Genomic DNA, 18,145 nt, shown 5'->3' with positions numbered 1-18,145 from the left:
AGCTCTCGCTACTCGCCTGCTCTGACGGAGCTATGCGAAAATAGTTCCATTACACCACTAAAATTATCGGGAATAGCCATGCAAATACTCGGGAAGTATCCTCAATCCAGAATGCGCCGCATGCGTCGGGACCAATTTTCGCGGGACCTGATGCGCGAGCATGTACTCACACCGGCGGATTTCATCTATCCGGTGTTTGTGCTGGAAGGTAGCAACAAGACCGAGGATGTGAAGTCCATGCCGGGCGTGCAGCGCAAGACGCTGGATCTGCTCCTCAAGGATGCCGAGCAATGCATGAAGTTGGGCGTGCCGGTGATGGCGATCTTCCCGGTAATCGATGCTGTGAAAAAGAGCTTGGGTGCAGAAGAGGCCTACAATCCGGACGGATTGGTGCCGCGCGTGGTAGCCGAGCTGAAGAAGAACTTCCCGGATCTGGGCGTGATGACCGACGTCGCACTGGATCCCTACACCAGTCACGGTCAGGATGGCCTGATCGACGACAGCGGTTATGTGCTCAACGACGAGACCATCGCAGTGCTGACGCGGCAGGCGCAGACCCATGCGGCGGCAGGGGCCGACATCGTTGCGCCTTCTGACATGATGGACGGCCGCATCGGTGCGATACGCGCCGCGCTGGATGAGCACAAGCACATCCACACCCGCATCATGGCTTACTCCGCCAAATATGCCTCCAGCTTCTATGGTCCGTTCCGCGATGCAGTGGGTTCCAGCGGCAATCTGGGCAAGAGCAACAAATACACTTACCAGATGGATCCGGCCAATTCAGACGAGGCGCTGTGGGAAGTCGGCCTCGATTTGCAGGAAGGTGCGGACATGGTGATGGTCAAACCCGGCATGCCCTATCTCGATATCGTGCGCCGCGTGAAGGATGAATACAAAGCACCGACCTTCGTCTATCAGGTGAGCGGCGAGTACGCGATGCTGAAAGCAGCGGCCCAGAACGGCTGGCTCAATGAGGAGGCTTGTGTGCTGGAAGCATTGCTGGCGTTCAAGCGTGCGGGGGCGGACGGCATTCTGACGTACTTTGCGCTGGATGCGGCGCGCTGGCTGAAGTCAGACGGCTAGTAGCGCTTCGACTGCCGCGACGTCGGCATGCGTTTTGGGGTGGCGACTGCCACTGAAGCGTGCGCTTTCCGGTAGTACTACGATGTGTGTCTGGATCCCGGACTCAGCGGTCAATGTGTAGCTGGGGACTGTCTCTTCGTGGCCACTGATCCGCAGCCGCCATTCGCCACTCTCGAATTCGATCTTGTTCTTGAGTAAAAACAGCAGCACGGCTTTGGCATCATCCGAAAAGAGCATCAGATTGATGTCTGAATTGATGCCAGCTGAACCGCTCAGTACGGATCCGGTCAGGTAGGGCTGGAACTGAGACAGTTGCAGCATATTGTTCAGGGCTTCCTGACGCAGACTGCGCAGGATGGCTGGATGTTCAGCAGGCTGGTACAACGCGCGATACTGCTGCAACGCCAGATCGATCTCTTCATTGCTGGGCAGATGGTGCGTGTCGTCGGCACCGAACTGACGTGCGGCTTTGCGTTTGGCAAAAGCGTGGTCGGTGATGCTGCCATCCGCCATCAGTTTAGCTGCCTGATGCGCGAGTCGCTCGCGCATCAGATCCCGATGCTGTGACAATGGCTTGCGCATCAGAACAGTTGATCAGACCCTGATTCGGTCGGTTTGAATATTTCCAGCAGACGTGAGCTCTGCTCGGCAGGAACGTTCTCCTCATAGAAATACTCGATGTGCGTACCATCCGGATCACGCAAGCCTTGATCGTTGATACGGGCGGCCACCATGTTGGGTGGTACGGTGTACTCGATCTGCGGGGTGTCCTTCAGCATCTCACCCATGTAGTCCATCCAGATCGGCAGGGCGGCGCCACCACCGGTTTCCTTTTCACCCAAACTGTGAGGGTTGTCATAGCCCAGCCAAGTGACAGCAACCAATGTCGGATGGAATCCGCAGAACCAGGCGTCCATCGATTCGCTGGTGGTGCCGGTCTTGCCGGCGAGATCTTGGCGGCCAAGCTGCATGGCGCGTATCGCAGTGCCATGTTTGACGACATCCTGCATCATGTTGACCATGGTGAAGGTGTTGCGGATATCGAGGATCTGCTCGGCATCCTTGCCTGCCTCGACCGGAATTGTCTGGCTGATGAGGTTGCCTTGCCCGTCCTCTATGCGCTGGATCAGATGGGGCGTGACGCGATACCCGCCATTTGCAAAGACTGAATACCCACCCAGCATCTGCCAGGGAGTCGCTGAAACTGCACCCAGTGCCATGGTCAGATACGGACCGACCTTCTCGCGATCGAAGCCAAATTTGGTGACATAGTCCTGCGCATATTCGAGGCCAATGGATTGCAGGATGCGAATCGAGACCAGGTTCTTGGATTTGATGAGACCCTGTCGCAAGCGCATCGGTCCTTCGAAGCGGCCTTCATAATTCTTCGGCTCCCAAAGCTCTCCTCCGGTATCGGTCAAATTGACCACGAGAGGGGCGTCATTGATGACAGAGGCTGGAGTGAATCCCTTCTCAAGTGCAGCTGAATAGATGAAAGGCTTGAAACTGGAGCCGGGCTGACGCCATGCTTGGGTGACATGGTTGAATTGCTTGCGGTTGAAGTCAAATCCGCCAACCAGTGCATAGACGGCACCAGTGCGGGGATCCGCAGAAACAAACGCAGCCTCGGCTTCGGGCACCTGAGTGATCTCCCAAGTGTCGGCGTTCGTCTTGCTTACACGTATCAGCGCGCCCTTTTTGATGCGGCGATGCAAAACCCAGCGCCCGTCAACCAGATGCTGGGCGAAACGAAGGCCATCCCCCTGAATCTCTATCGTCAGCCCCCCTTTTACGCGCGCGGAGATCCCTTTGCGGCTAACAGCCAATACAACGGCCGGAATGAGTTCGTCACTACTGGAGACGTCTTGCAGCGCCTTGTCGAGCAGCGCTTCAGTGTCGTTCTTATTAAGGTCGACAAAGCCTTCGGGACCGCGATAGTCGTGCCTGTGATCGTAGTCCAGAACACCTTTTCGTAAAGACGCATAAGCTGCGGCTTGATCCCTGACGCGAATGGTAGTGTGAACGTTGTAGCCTTGGGTGTAGATGTCTTCTTGGAAGCGTTCGTACATCTCTTGACGCACCAGTTCTGATGCGAAACTGGCATTCACCGAAAATTCCTGATGATAAGCAGATTGTTTGGTTTGGATCGGCTCGGCTAGGGCGAGAGTGTATTCCGCCTCATCGATATAGCCAAGGTCGCGCATGCGTCTCAGAATGTACTCTTGGCGGAGTTTGGCGCGCGAGGGATTAACGACCGGGTTGTAAGCGCCGGGCGCTTTCGGCAAGCCGGCTAGCATGGCCATCTCTGCGGTGTTCAATTCAACGATGGGCTTTGAATAGTAAGCCTGTGCTGCGGCGCCAAAACCATAGGCGCGTTGCCCCAGATAGATGTGGTTGATATAAAGCTCAAGGATCTCGTCCTTGCTAAGGTTGTGTTCGATCTTGAAAGCAAGCAGCATCTCGTTGAATTTGCGGCTGAGCGTTTTCTCCTTGGACAAGAAGAAGTTCCGAGCCACCTGCATGGTGATGGTACTTGCACCTTGTTTGACGCCGCCGGAAGAAAAATTGGAATATGCGGCGCGCAAGACGCCAACGTAATCGACACCGCCATGCTCATAGAATCGATCATCTTCAGCGGCAAGAATGGCAAGTTTCATGCGCTCAGGGACTTCGTTGATCTTCACAAGCTCACGTCGCTCCTCGCCGAATTCACCGATCAGCACCCCTTCGGCACTGTAGATGCGCAAAGGCATCTTGGGGCGGTAATCGGTCAGCGCCTCAAGCGAAGGAAGCGTGGGATAGGTAAGGATCGCTGCAAACAGCAGCAACAGGAATGGCAAAAGCGGGAGCATCAAAATGCCGACCGCAGGATAGAACCACCAGCGTGAAGTCATGACTATCAATTCAATATATAAGTTAAGTCTTGATTATATCGTCCAAGGAGCACAAAGGACGCACATAGAAAAAACTTTACACACGCGGGAGTTATTGCTAGGATTTAAACCAGTTTATACGGAAGTGCGCTAACTATCCTATGATTAAAGGAAATTTTGACATCCCGTTAGATTTTCTGCAAACCTCCACGCCTCCGATGATAGGCGTGGATATCAGTTCGTCTTCAGTCAAGATGCTGGAACTGAGTGAGGCCCCGAAAAAGAACGGATTTGTCGTGGAAAGGTATGCGATAGAACCTTTGCCGTCAGATGCCGTAAGTGACGGCAACATCAATAATCTGGAAGCGGTATCCGAAGCTCTGCAACGTGCATGGAAACGTATGGGGACGCGCATCAGAAATGTGAGCCTTGCGTTACCAGCTGCTGCGGTAATCAGCAAAAAGATCATGTTGCCGGCTGGATTGCGCGAGGATGACTTGGAGTATCAGGTTGAATCTGAGGCAAACCAATACATCCCGTTTGCATTGGATGAGGTCAATCTGGATTTCCAGGTTCTTGGTCCCTCACCAAACAATCCGGAGGAAATTGAAGTATTGCTGGCGGCTTCACGCAAGGCGAACGTCGAAGACAGGGTCGCTGCAGCCCAGACGGCCGGGCTGAAGGCAGTGGTTATGGACGTTGAGCCGTATGCCGCGGAAGCTGCCTTTGATCAGATCAGCTCTCAGCTACCTGCCGGAGCCGAAGATCAATGCATCGCGGTTGTTGATATCGGCGCCAGCGTGATGAACGTAAACGTATTGCGGAATGGGCAATCTGTTTATACACGCGACCAGCAGGTGGGTGGCAATCAGCTTACGCAGCAAATCCAGGCGGCTTTCGGTCTGACGGCAGAAGAGGCTGAAGCGGCAAAGCGAAACGGCGGATTGCCGGAAAACTACGAAAGCGATGTGTTGGCTCCATTCCGTGAGAACGTGGCGATGGAAGTGGCGCGTGCATTGCAGTTCTTCTTTACTTCGACGCAGTACAACGAGGTGAGCTACGTCGTGCTGTCGGGCGGTTGCGCCGCCTTGTTGGGCTTGGATGAGGCAGTAGCTACCCGCACCCAGGTAAGCACTCTTGTGGCAAATCCCTTCGAACTGATGACGCTTTCATCACGAATCAAGCCGCGACAACTGCAGACAGACGCGCCGGCTTTGATGATCGCATGCGGTTTGGCGATGCGGAGGTTCGATCCATCATGATAAGAATCAATCTATTGCCGCACCGCGCAGAGAAGCGGCGCGCCAAACAGCTGCAGTTCATCGTTCTTAGTATCATATCCATCGTGCTGGGTGCGTTCCTGGTCGGGCTGGTACATGTGGCCATAGGTACGCAGATCTCCTACCAGGAGAGGAGGAACGAATACCTGAAGCAGGAGACGGCTGTATTGGACAGGCAGATCGCCGAGATCAAGAAGCTGCGCCAGCAGACACAATCATTGCTGGCCAGAAAGAATGTCGTCGAGAACCTGCAGTCCACACGTTCAGATGTGGTGCATCTGTTGGATCAGATGCTGAGGATCCTGCCGGAAGGTGTTCATCTGAAGTCTCTCAAACAGTCTGGGCAGAGGATCAGTCTTGTTGGTTACGCACAATCCAATGCGCGCGTCTCTACCCTGATGCGAGCCATAGACGACTCTCCATGGCTTGACTCACCTGCATTGGTAGAGATTCATGCGGCCGATGTCGGCGGCTCGCGTCTGAACGAATTCTCCTTGAACTTTAATCTGACTAAGCAGGCGGACTCTACGGGCGCTGCAAGTTCAGCCAAGGGGAGTTGAGATGACCATGAATTTTATTGAAGAACTTAAAAATATTGACCCCCAGAAACCGGGGAATTGGCCTTGGCTGGTCAAGCTGGCAGCGTTCGTATCCATGTTCCTTGTGGTGGTGGCGGCGGGCGGTTTCTTCGACTGGCAAGACCAGTACGAGAACTTGAAGCGCATCAAGAACGAAGAGGCCAGCCTTAAGGAAACGTTCCTCGTGAAAAAGCGAGAAGCTATCAATCTCGATATCATCAAGAAGCAATTGATCGATACGCAGCAATCCTTTGGCGCACTGCTAAAGCAGTTGCCAAGTAAATCCGAGATGGACGCCTTGCTTACCGATATCAATCAGGCGGGTCTGGGGCGCGGTTTGCAGTTCGAGTTGTTCCGTCCTGGGGCAGAGGTCGCGACGGGTGTGTTCACCGAACAACCGATCGCGCTGAAGGTTACAGGTAGCTACGACGACTTGGGGAATTTCGCGAGCGACATTTCGCAGCTACCGCGTATCGTGACATTAAACGACATTCGCGTTACGCCCATTGCGGGCGGTGCTATGTTGAGTATGGAGTCCACTGCGAAAACCTATCGCTATCTGGATGAGACAGAATTGGAAGCTCAGAAACGAGCAGCGCTGGCAGCCAAGAGGAAGACGAGATGAGCGCGCGATTATTGTCTGTTCTGCTAGCGATGATGCTGGCCGGTTGTGGTGGTGAGGAATTCCAGGATTTGAGGGATTTCGTGAGCAATGCCGGTGCGGATATGCGCGGTAAGGTCGACCCGCCTCCAGACATAAAGCCCTATGAACCGTTCGCTTACGACAACGCGACATCCCTGCCGGATCCATTCAAGCCGCGGAAGACGAAAACAGGCGGGTCAGGGCGAGGAGGTCTCAACCAGCCGGATTTCGATCGTCCTAAGGAAGAGTTGGAAGATTACCCACTGGAGAGCTTGAAGATGGTCGGATTCCTTTCCCAAAAAGGGGTTGGGCATGCGGTTCTGCGCTCGTCGGAAGGAAAGATTCATCAGGTTAAGGTTGGAAATTACATAGGTCTGAATTTCGGTCAGATCACGTCGATCTCGGAGACCGAACTTCAGGTCAAAGAAATGGTTCAGGATAGTGCTGGCGACTGGACGGAGCGAGAAAGTAGCTTGCAATTGATTGAATGATTAGGAGTGAAAAATGAAACTGCTTGATATGACGGCAAACAAAATATCCCGAGTGATTGCGATGGCAGTTGCTCTGTGCACCTTCAGCGCCATGGCTCTGGATAGCTCCGATTCAACAAATAGCATAGAGTCGATCAGCGCAAGCAGTGAGACTGGAAAACTCGTTGTGAAGGTGGCCTTGAAGTCACCGCCGCAAGGTCAGCCTGCAGCCTTTACGATCAATACGCCGCCTCGCATCGCCTTCGACTTTCCCAATACTGAAAATGGACTGGGAACCTCCATGCAGACTTTCAGTGAGGGAGATTTACGCAGTGCCAACATCGTTCAAGCAGGAAACCGAACACGGTTAGTGATCAATCTTGCGCAAATGGTCGGCTACGACACTAGAGTAGAGGGCAACGACGTATTGATAACGCTGCAACCGAAGGGTGTCGGAGGTGGTGCTGAGCCGGTTCCTGCAGCACATTTTGCGGATGCATCATCCAGTGCGCAGCTGCATAGCTTGCGTGACATCGACTTCCGCAGGGGAAAGAATGGCGAAAGTCGAATTCAGATCGACCTGTCTGATGCGGATATCGGCATTGATATCAAGCAGCAGGGGCGTGCATTGATAGTGGACTTCCAGCGCGCTGTACTGCCACGAAATCTGCAGCGAAAGCTGGACGTGTCTGATTTCGCGACCCCGGTACAAATGATCGATGCGTTTGTTCAGGGCGGCAATGCGCGTCTGTCAATCGAACCGAAAGGTCTTTGGGAATATTCCGCATATCAAACGGACAACAAGTTCATCGTGGAGGTGAAGGAAGTGGCCGAGGACCCGAACAAACTGGTAAAGGGCAATGCACCAGGCTATTCCGGTGAAAAGCTCACGCTGAATTTCCAGAATATTTCGACTCGCGAGGCGCTGAGTGTAATTGCCGACTTTACGGGTCTGAATATGGTGATCAGTGACACGGTCTCGGGCAGCCTGACGCTGCGTTTGAAAGACGTCCCATGGGATCAGGCCTTTGAGATCATCCTGCAAAGTCGCGGTTTGGATATGCGCAAGAATGGCAATGTCATCCAGGTTGCGCCGCGTGAGGAGATCGCAGCCAAAGAGAAGATCGAATTCTCATCACGTCAGGAAATCACTGAGCTTGAGCCGCTGCGCACGGAAAACTTCGAACTTGCTTACGCAAAAGCGGCTGACGTAGTTCAACTGATTTCAAACGACAAGCAAAAGATCCTGTCGAGTCGTGGCAGTGCTAACTTTGATTTGCGCACGAACCTGCTGTTCGTCAAGGATGTCCCTTCCAGTCTGGAAGAAGTCCGCAAGCTGATCAAGCTGGTTGACGTGCCTGTACGCCAAGTGTTGATCGAGGCACGCTTTGTGGAGGCGGGTGAATCCTTCAACCATACGCTGGGCGGTCGTTTGGGTTACACCGGTCAAACGCAGGCGCAAGGAGGGGGCTTTGCAGTTGGCAATGCGGGCAGAGGCAGTATTGCCGGGGGCAGTTTGAATCTGCCCGGTGCAGCCTCGGGATTGGGTGGATTGACCATGACGCTGTTCAATGCGGCCGCGACAAAGACGCTTACGCTGGAATTGAACGCGTCCGCCATTGACGGCACGACCAAAAACATCGCCAGCCCACGTGTGGTTACAGGAGACAAGACTGCCGCAACGATCGAATCTGGCGTCGAAGTCCCCTACCTGCAGGCAAGTAGCAGTGGCGCAACAAATGTGGCATTTAAAAAGGCGGTGTTGGGTTTGACTGTAACACCCCAAATCACACCCGACGATAGTGTGACCATGAAGATCACCGTAAGTCAGGATTCCGTGGGTAACATCTACTCCGGTGTACCAAGTATCAATACAAAGAGGGTTGATACGCAAGTGCTGGTTGACAATGGCGGCACGGTGGTAATCGGCGGGGTGTACACCCAAGACGATTCGGATTCCACCTCTGCAGTGCCGGGATTGGCGGATATTCCGGTGCTTGGCTGGCTGTTCAAAACCAATACTGTCGTGAAGAGCAAGAAAGAACTTCTGGTATTCATCACACCGAAAATCCTGAAAGATACGCTTGGGACGAATTAACAAGGCAATTTCTTTTTAAAACAAAAGCCCGGCCATGCCGGGCTTTTGTTTTAAAAAGATATGAACATGAATTCCGCTACAATTCAGAACATGGAAACGAACGAAGCCCACAAGCTGAGCACCGGCAATATCATCTTGATTGGCCTGATGGGCTCAGGCAAGACGACAGTAGGGAAGCTGCTGGCCAAGCAGCTACATAAGACATTTGTTGATTGCGACGAAGAAATTCAACGGCGCACCGGGGTCACCATTCCCCACATCTTTGATGTGGAGGGAGAAGAAGGCTTCAGGCAGCGAGAAACTGCAGCCTTGGAGGAGCTCGTTCAAAGAAGCGACATCGTACTTGCAACAGGAGGCGGAGCTCCCTTAAGTCAGTTAAACCGGGACATGCTGAGCCGAAGCGGGATCGTCGTGTATTTGAAGAGTAGTGTGCACGATTTGTGGCATCGCACACGGCATGACCATAATCGGCCCTTACTGCAGACCGCCGATCCGCGGGCGACGCTGCAGGATCTATTTGAAAAACGCGATCCGCTGTACAACAGCATAGCTGACATCGTAATTCACACTGGCAAACAGAACGTGCAGATCCTCTTGCTCAAGTTGCAGGAGAAGATCGCCGAGTATCGCGCCACAGATAAACCAGCACCAGAGAGTATCCAGTAATGCAAACCCTGAACGTAGGCCTTGCCGAGCGAAGCTACCCGATATTTATTGGCAGCGGATTGCTGTCAGACAGCGAATTGCTGTTGCCACATCTGACCGCCAAGCGGGCGATGATCGTCAGTAACACAACGGTTGCGCCATTGTATCTGGAGCAGTTGCGCGAAAGCCTAGAGAACTGCGGCGTGCGCTACGACAGCGTCATTCTGCCGGACGGGGAAAAATTCAAAAATACTGCCTCTATGGATACCATCTATGATGCTTTGCTAAGGTCGCACTGCGAGCGGACCACAACACTCATTGCATTGGGTGGAGGAGTGATCGGTGACATGGTTGGCTTCGCGGCAGCGACTTTTTTACGAGGCGTTCCATTTGTTCAGATCCCCACTACGCTACTCGCGCAGGTGGATTCTTCTGTAGGCGGAAAGACAGGGATCAATCACCCCTTGGGCAAAAACATGATCGGGGCCTTCTATCAACCGCAAATGGTGCTGGCGGATATCAGAACGCTGGATACGCTGCCGGACCGCGAATTAAGTGCGGGCATATCGGAAGTAATCAAGTACGGATTGATACGCGATCTGCCATTTCTGGAATGGCTCGAACAGAACATGGAAAGATTGCTGGCCAGGGATGCCGAAGCACTGCAATACGCAATAGCCCGCAGCTGCCAGAACAAGGCGGAAGTGGTAGGAAACGATGAGCGCGAAAGTGGTGAGCGAGCGCTTCTGAATCTGGGGCATACGTTCGGGCATGCGATTGAGAACGGCATGGGATACGGTGTCTGGCTGCACGGCGAAGCTGTCGCCGCAGGCACCATGATGGCGGCTGACCTTTCCCGCCGATTGGGGTGGTTGTCAGAGGCTGAAGTTGAGCGAATCAGAGGCTTGTTCCTGCGGGCGAAGCTGCCAGTGAGCGGGCCACGAATGGCTGCTGAAAAATACCATGAGCTCATGGGGCTGGATAAGAAGGTTGCAGCAGGGAAGATCAGATTCGTACTGCTAAAGACATTGGGCGAGGCAGTTATGACTGGGGATGTTCCTGAGGCGATCTTGAAGGAAACGTTAGAGGCGTGTTGTGACTGAACAGCAGTTGGCCCCCTATGCGGTGATCGAGAGTCTGGGTGGCCGTCGAATCCCTGAGTCGAGCCCGCCAGGAAGAAGCGAGTTCCAGCGCGATCGAGATCGCATCATCCACTCGAGTGCGTTCCGAAGACTGGAATACAAGACGCAGGTTTTCGTCAATCACGAGGGCGATCTGTTCAGAACGCGCCTGACGCACAGCATCGAAGTGGCACAGATAGGCAGATCGATAGCGCGCCGATTGGGTTTGAACGAAGACCTGGTTGAGGCAATCTCTCTTGCCCATGATCTGGGGCACACACCATTCGGACATGCCGGGCAGGACGAACTCAATGAATGCATGGCCAAATACGGCGGATTTGAGCACAACCTGCAATCACTCCGCGTTGTGGATGTATTGGAAGAGCGATATGCGGCATTTGACGGACTGAACCTTTGCTTTGAAACGCGCGAGGGGATACTTAAACACTGTTCCCGCGAGAATGCAGAGCGAATGGGGGATGTGGGGCAACGATTCCTGACCGGTCGCCGACCCAGCCTCGAAGCGCAGGTGGCCAATCTGGCGGACGAGATCGCCTACAACAATCACGATGTCGATGATGGCTTGAGATCCGGGCTGCTGTCATTGGAACAGCTGGCGGAAGTGAGGCTATTTGCAAGCCACCTTGAGGAGGTGCGGCAAACATGGCCGCAATTGGCGGAGCGCCGCGTCGTACACGAAACAGTGCGTCGAATGATCAATACACTGGTCACCGATATGATCTCCCAGACGCTCGCCAATATCGAAAGAAGTGCACCGCAATCGCTCGAGGAGGTGCGCTGCGCCCCTGCGCTGGCAGCATTCAGTCCGCGGATACGCGAACTGAATAATGAACTCAAGTCTTTCCTGCGTACCGAGCTATATCGCCATTATCGTGTCATGCGCATGAGCGCAAAGGCGCGTCGTGTGATTCGCGAACTGTTCCATGCGTTCATGGGCGACCCGCGCTTACTTCCGCCACAATCAGGAAGCCAGGAAGCAGAGGATCTGCCGCGTACCGTGGCAGACTACATCGCAGGCATGACCGACCGATATGCTATCCGCGAACACAGGCGAATTTTCGCTATAGAAGAGATTTAACCGGTTCTCGGTTGCCCACAGCATACGGTTTAAGGTAGCATTCCCGCCCTTTTGGATAAATATCCCGAAAAAGCGGCGCTAGCCGCCCTGTTGTCGGATGATTGAGGTGAGGAACAAGGTGAATAATTCTTCGTTGCCCGCGCGGCAAGGTCTGTATGACCCGCGCAATGAACATGATGCATGTGGTGTCGGTTTTGTCGCACATATCAAAGGCTTGGCCAGTCATGACCGAGTAAGTGAAGGCCTGAACATCCTGAAGAATCTGACGCACCGCGGTGCTGTCGGGGCGGATCCGCTGGCTGGCGACGGTGCAGGCATCATGATTCAGATTCCGCACGCTTTTCTGAGCAAGGCTATTTCCAAGAACAATATCCAACTGCCGGTTGCGGGTGAGTACGGTGTTGGCATGCTGTTTTTGCCGCGCAACAAGGCCGCTCGCGCGGCTTGCGAACAAGTCATCGAAGCCAGGGTCAAGGCCGAAGGCCAAGTCTTGCTGGGTTGGCGTGATGTGCCGGTTGATAGTTCCGGCTTGGGCGAAAGCGTGAAGGCGGTCGAGCCCTTGGTTCGTCAGGTATTCATCGGCCGCGGCAAAAAGACGGCTGATCAGGATGCGTTCGAACGCAAACTGTTCGTCATCCGCAAGACGGTCGAGCACGCCGTGCGCAAACTGCCCAAGGGCCAAGGAGCGGGCTTCTATATCCCGTCCATGTCGTCGCGCACCATCGTCTACAAGGGCATGTTGCTGGCGACACAGGTAGGCGAGTACTTCCTCGACCTTCAGGATGAAAGCTGCGTGAGCGCATTCGCGCTGGTGCACCAGCGCTTTTCCACCCATACTTTCCCTACTTGGGATCTGGCGCACCCGTTCCGTATGATCGCCCACAACGGCGAGATCAACACCATGCGCGGCAACGTAAACTGGATGGCTGCGCGCCATGCAGCGATGTCGTCCAGTTTCCTCGGCAGCGATCTGGAGAAATTGTGGCCGCTGATCGTTGAAGGGCAATCTGACTCCGCTTGTTTCGACAATGCGCTGGAACTGCTGGTGGCGGGTGGCTATTCCCTGCCGCATGCGATGATGCTGCTGATCCCCGAGGCATGGGCAGGCAATCCTTTGATGGACGAAGAGCGCCGCGCGTTCTACGAATATCACGCCGCCTTGATGGAGCCGTGGGACGGCCCCGCAGCGGTTGCCTTCACCGACGGACGTATGATTGGCGCCACGCTGGACCGTAACGGTCTTCGCCCGGCACGCTATCTGATCACCGAAGACGACGTCGTATTGATGGCGTCCGAGATGGGTGTTCTGCCGATCTCCGAAAAGAAGGTCGTCAAGAAATGGCGTCTGCAGCCCGGCAAGATGTTCCTCATCGACATGGAAGCGGGCCGCATCGTTGACGACAGCGAGTTGAAGAAGCAGATCGCTACCGCCAAGCCTTATCGCAAGTGGATCGAGCAGTCGCGCTACTTCTTGGATGATCTGCCTGCGGTAGCAAGCAAACAAACGAGTAGCGTCAGCCTGCTGGATGCGCAACAGGCATTCGGTTATACGCAGGAAGACCTCAAGTTCATCATGCAGCCGATGTCGACTGCCGGCGAAGAGCCTACCGGCTCCATGGGTAGCGATGCCGCATTGCCAGTGCTGTCCGGCCGCAGCAAGGTGCTGTACAACTACTTCCAGCAGCTGTTCGCGCAAGTGACCAATCCGCCGATCGATCCGATCCGCGAAGAGATCGTGATGTCGCTCACTTCGTTCATCGGTTCCAAGCCGAACCTGTTGGGTGTGGACGAGACCAAACCCGCCACACGACTGGAAGTACATCAGCCGGTATTGTCGAATGAGGATGCAGCCAAGCTGCACAACATCGACAAACTTACCAAGGGAAAGTACAAGTCGAAGACACTGGACATCACCTATCCGGTGAAGAACGGTGCAGCCGGTTGCGAAGCAGCTATCAAGGCACTGTACAAGGAAGCCGACAAAGCAGTGGCTGCAGGTTACAACGTGCTGATCCTGTCGGATCGCGCCATGTCCGACAAGCGCGTGGCGATTCCCGCTTTGCTGGCAACAGCAGCGGTACACCATCATCTCGTGCATGAAGGTTTGCGCACCAGCACCGGTCTGGTCGTCGAGACAGGTTCGGCGCGCGAAGTACATCACTTTGCGTTGCTGGCGGGTTACGGTGCCGAGGCGGTCTATCCGTGGCTGGCATTCGACTCCATCTCCTCGTTCGATCTGCCCTCGGGCCTGACAGCCAAGGACGGGCACAAGCGCTTCATCAAGGCGATCAACAAAGGTCTGCTCAAAGTGATGTCCAAGATGGGCATCTCGACCTATCAGTCCTACTGCGGTTCGCAGATCTTCGAAGCCATCGGCCTCAACAGCGACTTCATCGAGAGATACTTCCCCGGCACTGCGACCCAGATAGAAGGTATCGGTCTTCAAGAAGTCGCGGAAGAAGCGGTGCGTACGCACGGCGCGGCGTTTGGCAACGATCCTGTCTTGGCAAACATGCTGGATGCGGGCGGCGAATATGCCTACCGCGCACGCGGCGAAGAGCACACCTGGACACCGGATTCCATCGCCAAGCTGCAGCACTCGACGCGCTCCAACAACTACGCGACCTACAAGGAGTACGCCAAGCTGATCAACGACCAGACCCAGCGCCAGATGACGCTGCGCGGTCTGTTCGAGATCAAGCCCGTGGGCAAGCCGGTCGCACTGGAAGAAGTCGAATCAGCCAAGGAGATCGTCAAGCGCTTCGCTACCGGCGCGATGTCGCTTGGTTCCATCTCCACTGAGGCGCACACCACACTGGCGATCGCGATGAATCGCATCGGCGGCAAGTCCAATACCGGCGAAGGCGGCGAAGACGCCAACCGCTTCAAGACACTGCACGGCGGCGAGAAACTGTCCGAGATCATCGGCAAGGGCCGTATCGAAGCCGATCAGACCATGAAGGCAGGCGATTCACTGCGTTCGCGCATCAAGCAGGTCGCTTCCGGACGTTTCGGCGTGACAGCGGAATATCTGTCCAGCGCCGACCAGATTCAGATCAAGATGGCACAGGGCGCGAAGCCCGGCGAAGGCGGCCAGCTGCCCGGCGGCAAGGTTTCCGAATACATCGGCAAACTGCGTCACTCTGTGCCCGGTGTCGGCCTGATCTCGCCACCGCCGCACCACGACATCTATTCCATCGAAGACCTCGCGCAGCTCATCCATGACCTGAAGAACTCGAACCCGAGCGCTTCCATCTCCGTGAAGCTGGTGTCCGAAGTCGGTGTGGGTACCGTGGCTGCGGGCGTCTCCAAAGCCAAAGCCGACCACATCGTGATCTCCGGTTTCGACGGCGGCACCGGCGCATCGCCGCTGTCTTCCGTGAAACACGCGGGCACACCTTGGGAACTGGGCCTGGCTGAAGCACAACAGACACTGGTGCTGAACAAGCTGCGCGGCCGTATCGGTCTGCAAGTCGACGGGCAGATCAAGACCGGCCGCGACGTGCTGATCGGTGCCTTACTTGGCGCCGATGAATTCGGTTTCGCTACCGCACCGCTGGTGGTCGAGGGCTGCATCATGATGCGCAAGTGTCACCTCAACACCTGCCCGGTCGGCGTCGCCACACAGGATCCCGAGTTGCGCAAGAAATTCACCGGTCAGCCGGAACACGTGGTGAACTACTTCTTCTTCGTCGCCGAAGAAGTACGCGAATTGATGGCGCAGATGGGCGTGCGCAAGTTCGAAGATCTGATCGGCCGCAGCGACCTGCTCGACATGCGCAAAGGCATCAAGCACTGGAAAGCCAAGGGCCTGGATTTCAGTAAGGTGTTCCACCAACCCAAGATCGGTGCAGAAGTGGCGCGCCGTCATGCCGAAGTGCAGGACCACGAACTGGAAAAGGCACTCGACAACGATCTTATCGCCCAAGCCAAAGAAGCTCTGGACGCAAAGCGCGTGGTCACCATCGAAACGAAGATCTGCAACGTCAATCGCAGCGTAGGCACCATGCTTTCGCATGAAGTGGCCAAGCGCCACGGCAATACCGGCCTGCCGGATGACACCATTCGCGTGAAGCTGCTGGGCACGGCAGGACAAAGTTTCGGCGCATTCCTTGCACACGGTGTGACTTTGCAGCTGGAAGGCGAGGGTAACGACTACGTGGGCAAGGGCTTGTGCGGCGGGCGCATCATCGTCAAACCGTCCGACGACAGCAAGCTCGTTGCGGAAGACAACATCATCGTCGGCAACACCGTGCTGTACGGCGCGACAGCGGGCGAAGTGTTCTTCCGTGGCGTGGCCGGCGAGCGTTTCGCGGTGCGTAACTCGGGCGCGGTCGCCGTGGTCGAGGGTGTGGGTGACCACTGCTGCGAATACATGACCGGCGGTATGGTCGTCGTGCTGGGCAGTACAGGGCGCAACTTTGCGGCCGGTATGTCCGGCGGTGTTGCTTACGTGCTGGACGAGGATGGCAACTTCCCGCAGCGTTGCAACATGTCCATGGTGCAACTCGAAGCAGTGCCGGAAGAAGCGGCCCTGAGCGAGACCGGCGAAGTTGAAGCGCACGGTCGCGTGCACTTCAACCATCTGAACAAGGCTGATGCAGCAGCACTGCGCGGCAAGATTGAGAAGCATCTGCGCTACACCGGCAGTGCGCGCGCCAAGTTGATTTTGGATAACTGGGCGCAGTATCTGCCCAAGTTCGTGAAGGTCATGCCGACCGAATATCGTCGCGCTTTGCTAGAGATCGCGGCGCAGCAGCAGAAGGAGGCCGCATAATGGGCAAGCCAACCGGATTCAAGGAATTCGAGCGCGTCAGCGAAGGTTACGCGCCGGTAGCGCAGCGCCTGAAACACTATCAGGAGTTCGTTGCGCATCTGTCCGACGCGGAAGCGACGCAGCAGGGCGCGCGTTGCATGGACTGCGGCATCCCGTTCTGCAACAACGGCTGCCCGGTCAACAACATCATTCCGGACTGGAACGATCTGGTGTATCGCGGCAACTGGAAGCAGGCCATCGAGGTACTGCATTCCACCAACAACTTCCCTGAAGTGACCGGACGTATCTGTCCCGCCCCGTGCGAAGCGGCGTGCACGCTGAACATCAATAACGACGCGGTCGGCATCAAATCCATCGAGCACGCCATCATCGACAAGGCGGGCGAGAACGGCTGGGTCGTGCCGCAGAAGGCAGCGAAAAAGACCGGCAAGAAGATCGCCGTGGTCGGTTCCGGCCCGGCCGGACTGGCTGCAGCGCAGCAACTGGCCCGCGCCGGCCATGCCGTGACCGTGTTCGAAAAGAACAGCCGCATCGGCGGCCTGATGCGCTACGGCATCCCCGACTTCAAGCTGGACAAGCGACTGGTCGACTGGCGCATGGCACAACTCGCCGCCGAAGGCGTGAAGTTCCAGACCAGCACCTTCATCGGTAAGGAACTGCCGGGCAAAGGCATCGTGAATGACGCCAAGAAAGTCATCAGCCCGGCTGCACTGAAGAAGGATTTCGATGCGGTGATCCTGGCGGGTGGTGCCGAGCAACCGCGCGATCTGCCGGTACCGGGACGCGAACTGGCCGGTGTGCACTATGCGCTGGAATTCCTCATTCCGCAGAACAAGGAAGTGGCGGGTGATGCGAAGAACCCGATCAATGTCGCAGGCAAGCATGTCGTCGTCATCGGCGGCGGCGATACCGGCTCCGACTGCGTGGGAACATCCAACCGTCACGGTGCCGCATCGATCACCCAGATCGAAGTGATGCCGCGCGCGCCGGAGCAGGAGAACAAGTCGCTGACCTGGCCGTATTGGCCGCTCAAGTTGCGCACCTCCAGCTCGCACGAGGAAGGTTGTGAGCGTGACTGGGCCATCGCCACCAAAGAGTTCGTCGGAGAGAATGGCGTGCTCAAAGCACTCAAGTGCGTGCGCGTCGAGTTCAAGGACGGCAAGATGGTCGAAGTGGCCGGCAGCGAATTCGAGCTGAAGGCCGACTACGTGTTCCTCGCCATGGGCTTCACCAATCCGCTGGCGCAGGTGCTGGACGCGTTCGGCGTGCAGAAGGATGCACGCGGCAATGTGTTGGCGGCCACCGAAGGCGACAAGTGCTATCAGACCAGCGTGAAGAAAGTGTTCGCTGCGGGCGATATGCGACGCGGTCAATCGCTGGTGGTATGGGCGATTCGCGAAGGCCGGCAGGCTGCACGTGCGGTCGATGAGTTCCTGATGGGCAGCAGTCTGCTGCCACGATAAGAAAAGAGCAAA

The 18,145-nt window shown here is 55.8% G+C and carries 13 protein-coding genes; 11 read left to right on the top strand and 2 right to left on the bottom strand.

The window, feature by feature from the left end; translation table 11 throughout:
* Positions 1-78 precede the first annotated feature (78 nt).
* Positions 79-1,086, top strand: a complete 1,008-nt coding sequence (gene hemB, locus ACYCZ5_RS03645) for a porphobilinogen synthase (protein WP_461543422.1) — start codon at positions 79-81, stop codon at positions 1,084-1,086.
* Here the strand turns inward: hemB and ACYCZ5_RS03640 are convergent.
* Positions 1,075-1,635 (bottom strand): hypothetical protein, encoded by a 561-nt coding sequence (locus ACYCZ5_RS03640; protein ID WP_461543421.1) that lies wholly within the window; start codon positions 1,633-1,635, stop codon positions 1,075-1,077. The genes hemB and ACYCZ5_RS03640 overlap by 12 nt on opposite strands.
* Positions 1,636-1,667: 32 nt before the next feature.
* Complete coding sequence (locus ACYCZ5_RS03635) at positions 1,668-3,980, bottom strand: penicillin-binding protein 1A (RefSeq protein ID WP_461543420.1); 2,313 nt, start codon at positions 3,978-3,980, stop codon at positions 1,668-1,670.
* 140 nt (positions 3,981-4,120) lie between these two features.
* On the opposite strand from ACYCZ5_RS03635, the gene ACYCZ5_RS03630 reads away from it, so the two are divergent.
* From ACYCZ5_RS03630 to ACYCZ5_RS03585, 10 genes are all read left to right on the top strand, one after another.
* Positions 4,121-5,221: a pilus assembly protein PilM gene (locus ACYCZ5_RS03630; protein WP_461543419.1), complete on the top strand. Its 1,101-nt coding sequence runs from the start codon at positions 4,121-4,123 to the stop codon at positions 5,219-5,221.
* Entirely contained in the window at positions 5,218-5,799 is a 582-nt protein-coding gene (locus ACYCZ5_RS03625) for a PilN domain-containing protein (protein ID WP_461543418.1), read from the top strand. Before ACYCZ5_RS03630 ends, ACYCZ5_RS03625 begins: the two co-directional genes overlap by 4 nt.
* Positions 5,800-5,806: 7 nt before the next feature.
* Entirely contained in the window at positions 5,807-6,442 is a 636-nt protein-coding gene (locus ACYCZ5_RS03620; RefSeq protein WP_461543808.1) for a type IV pilus inner membrane component PilO, read from the top strand.
* Positions 6,439-6,951, top strand: a complete 513-nt coding sequence (locus ACYCZ5_RS03615) for a pilus assembly protein PilP (protein ID WP_461543417.1) — start codon at positions 6,439-6,441, stop codon at positions 6,949-6,951. The genes ACYCZ5_RS03620 and ACYCZ5_RS03615 overlap by 4 nt, the downstream gene beginning before the upstream one ends.
* 13 nt (positions 6,952-6,964) lie before the next feature.
* The gene (gene pilQ, locus ACYCZ5_RS03610; RefSeq protein ID WP_461543416.1) at positions 6,965-9,028 is read left to right on the top strand and encodes a type IV pilus secretin PilQ; all 2,064 of its coding nucleotides are present in this window, start codon (positions 6,965-6,967) and stop codon (positions 9,026-9,028) included.
* A 66-nt stretch (positions 9,029-9,094) separates the two neighbouring features.
* The gene (locus ACYCZ5_RS03605; RefSeq protein ID WP_461543415.1) at positions 9,095-9,694 is read left to right on the top strand and encodes a shikimate kinase; all 600 of its coding nucleotides are present in this window, start codon (positions 9,095-9,097) and stop codon (positions 9,692-9,694) included.
* Positions 9,694-10,776, top strand: coding sequence for a 3-dehydroquinate synthase (gene aroB / locus ACYCZ5_RS03600; RefSeq protein WP_461543414.1), 1,083 nt, complete (start codon positions 9,694-9,696; stop codon positions 10,774-10,776). The genes ACYCZ5_RS03605 and aroB overlap by 1 nt, the downstream gene beginning before the upstream one ends.
* A complete protein-coding gene (locus tag ACYCZ5_RS03595; protein WP_461543413.1) occupies positions 10,769-11,893 on the top strand; it encodes a deoxyguanosinetriphosphate triphosphohydrolase in 1,125 nt (374 codons plus the stop codon). Before aroB ends, ACYCZ5_RS03595 begins: the two co-directional genes overlap by 8 nt.
* A gap of 97 nt (positions 11,894-11,990) precedes the next feature.
* Positions 11,991-16,670, top strand: coding sequence for a glutamate synthase large subunit (gltB, locus tag ACYCZ5_RS03590; protein WP_461543412.1), 4,680 nt, complete (start codon positions 11,991-11,993; stop codon positions 16,668-16,670).
* Positions 16,670-18,133 carry a glutamate synthase subunit beta gene (locus ACYCZ5_RS03585; RefSeq protein ID WP_461543411.1) on the top strand — a complete coding sequence of 488 codons (1,464 nt, stop codon included), beginning with the start codon at positions 16,670-16,672 and terminating at the stop codon, positions 18,131-18,133. Before gltB ends, ACYCZ5_RS03585 begins: the two co-directional genes overlap by 1 nt.
* The last annotated feature ends 12 nt before the right edge of the window (positions 18,134-18,145 follow it).

The organism is Sideroxydans sp. (assembly GCF_054604835.1).
This window is presented reverse-complemented; position numbering and strand designations above follow the sequence as displayed.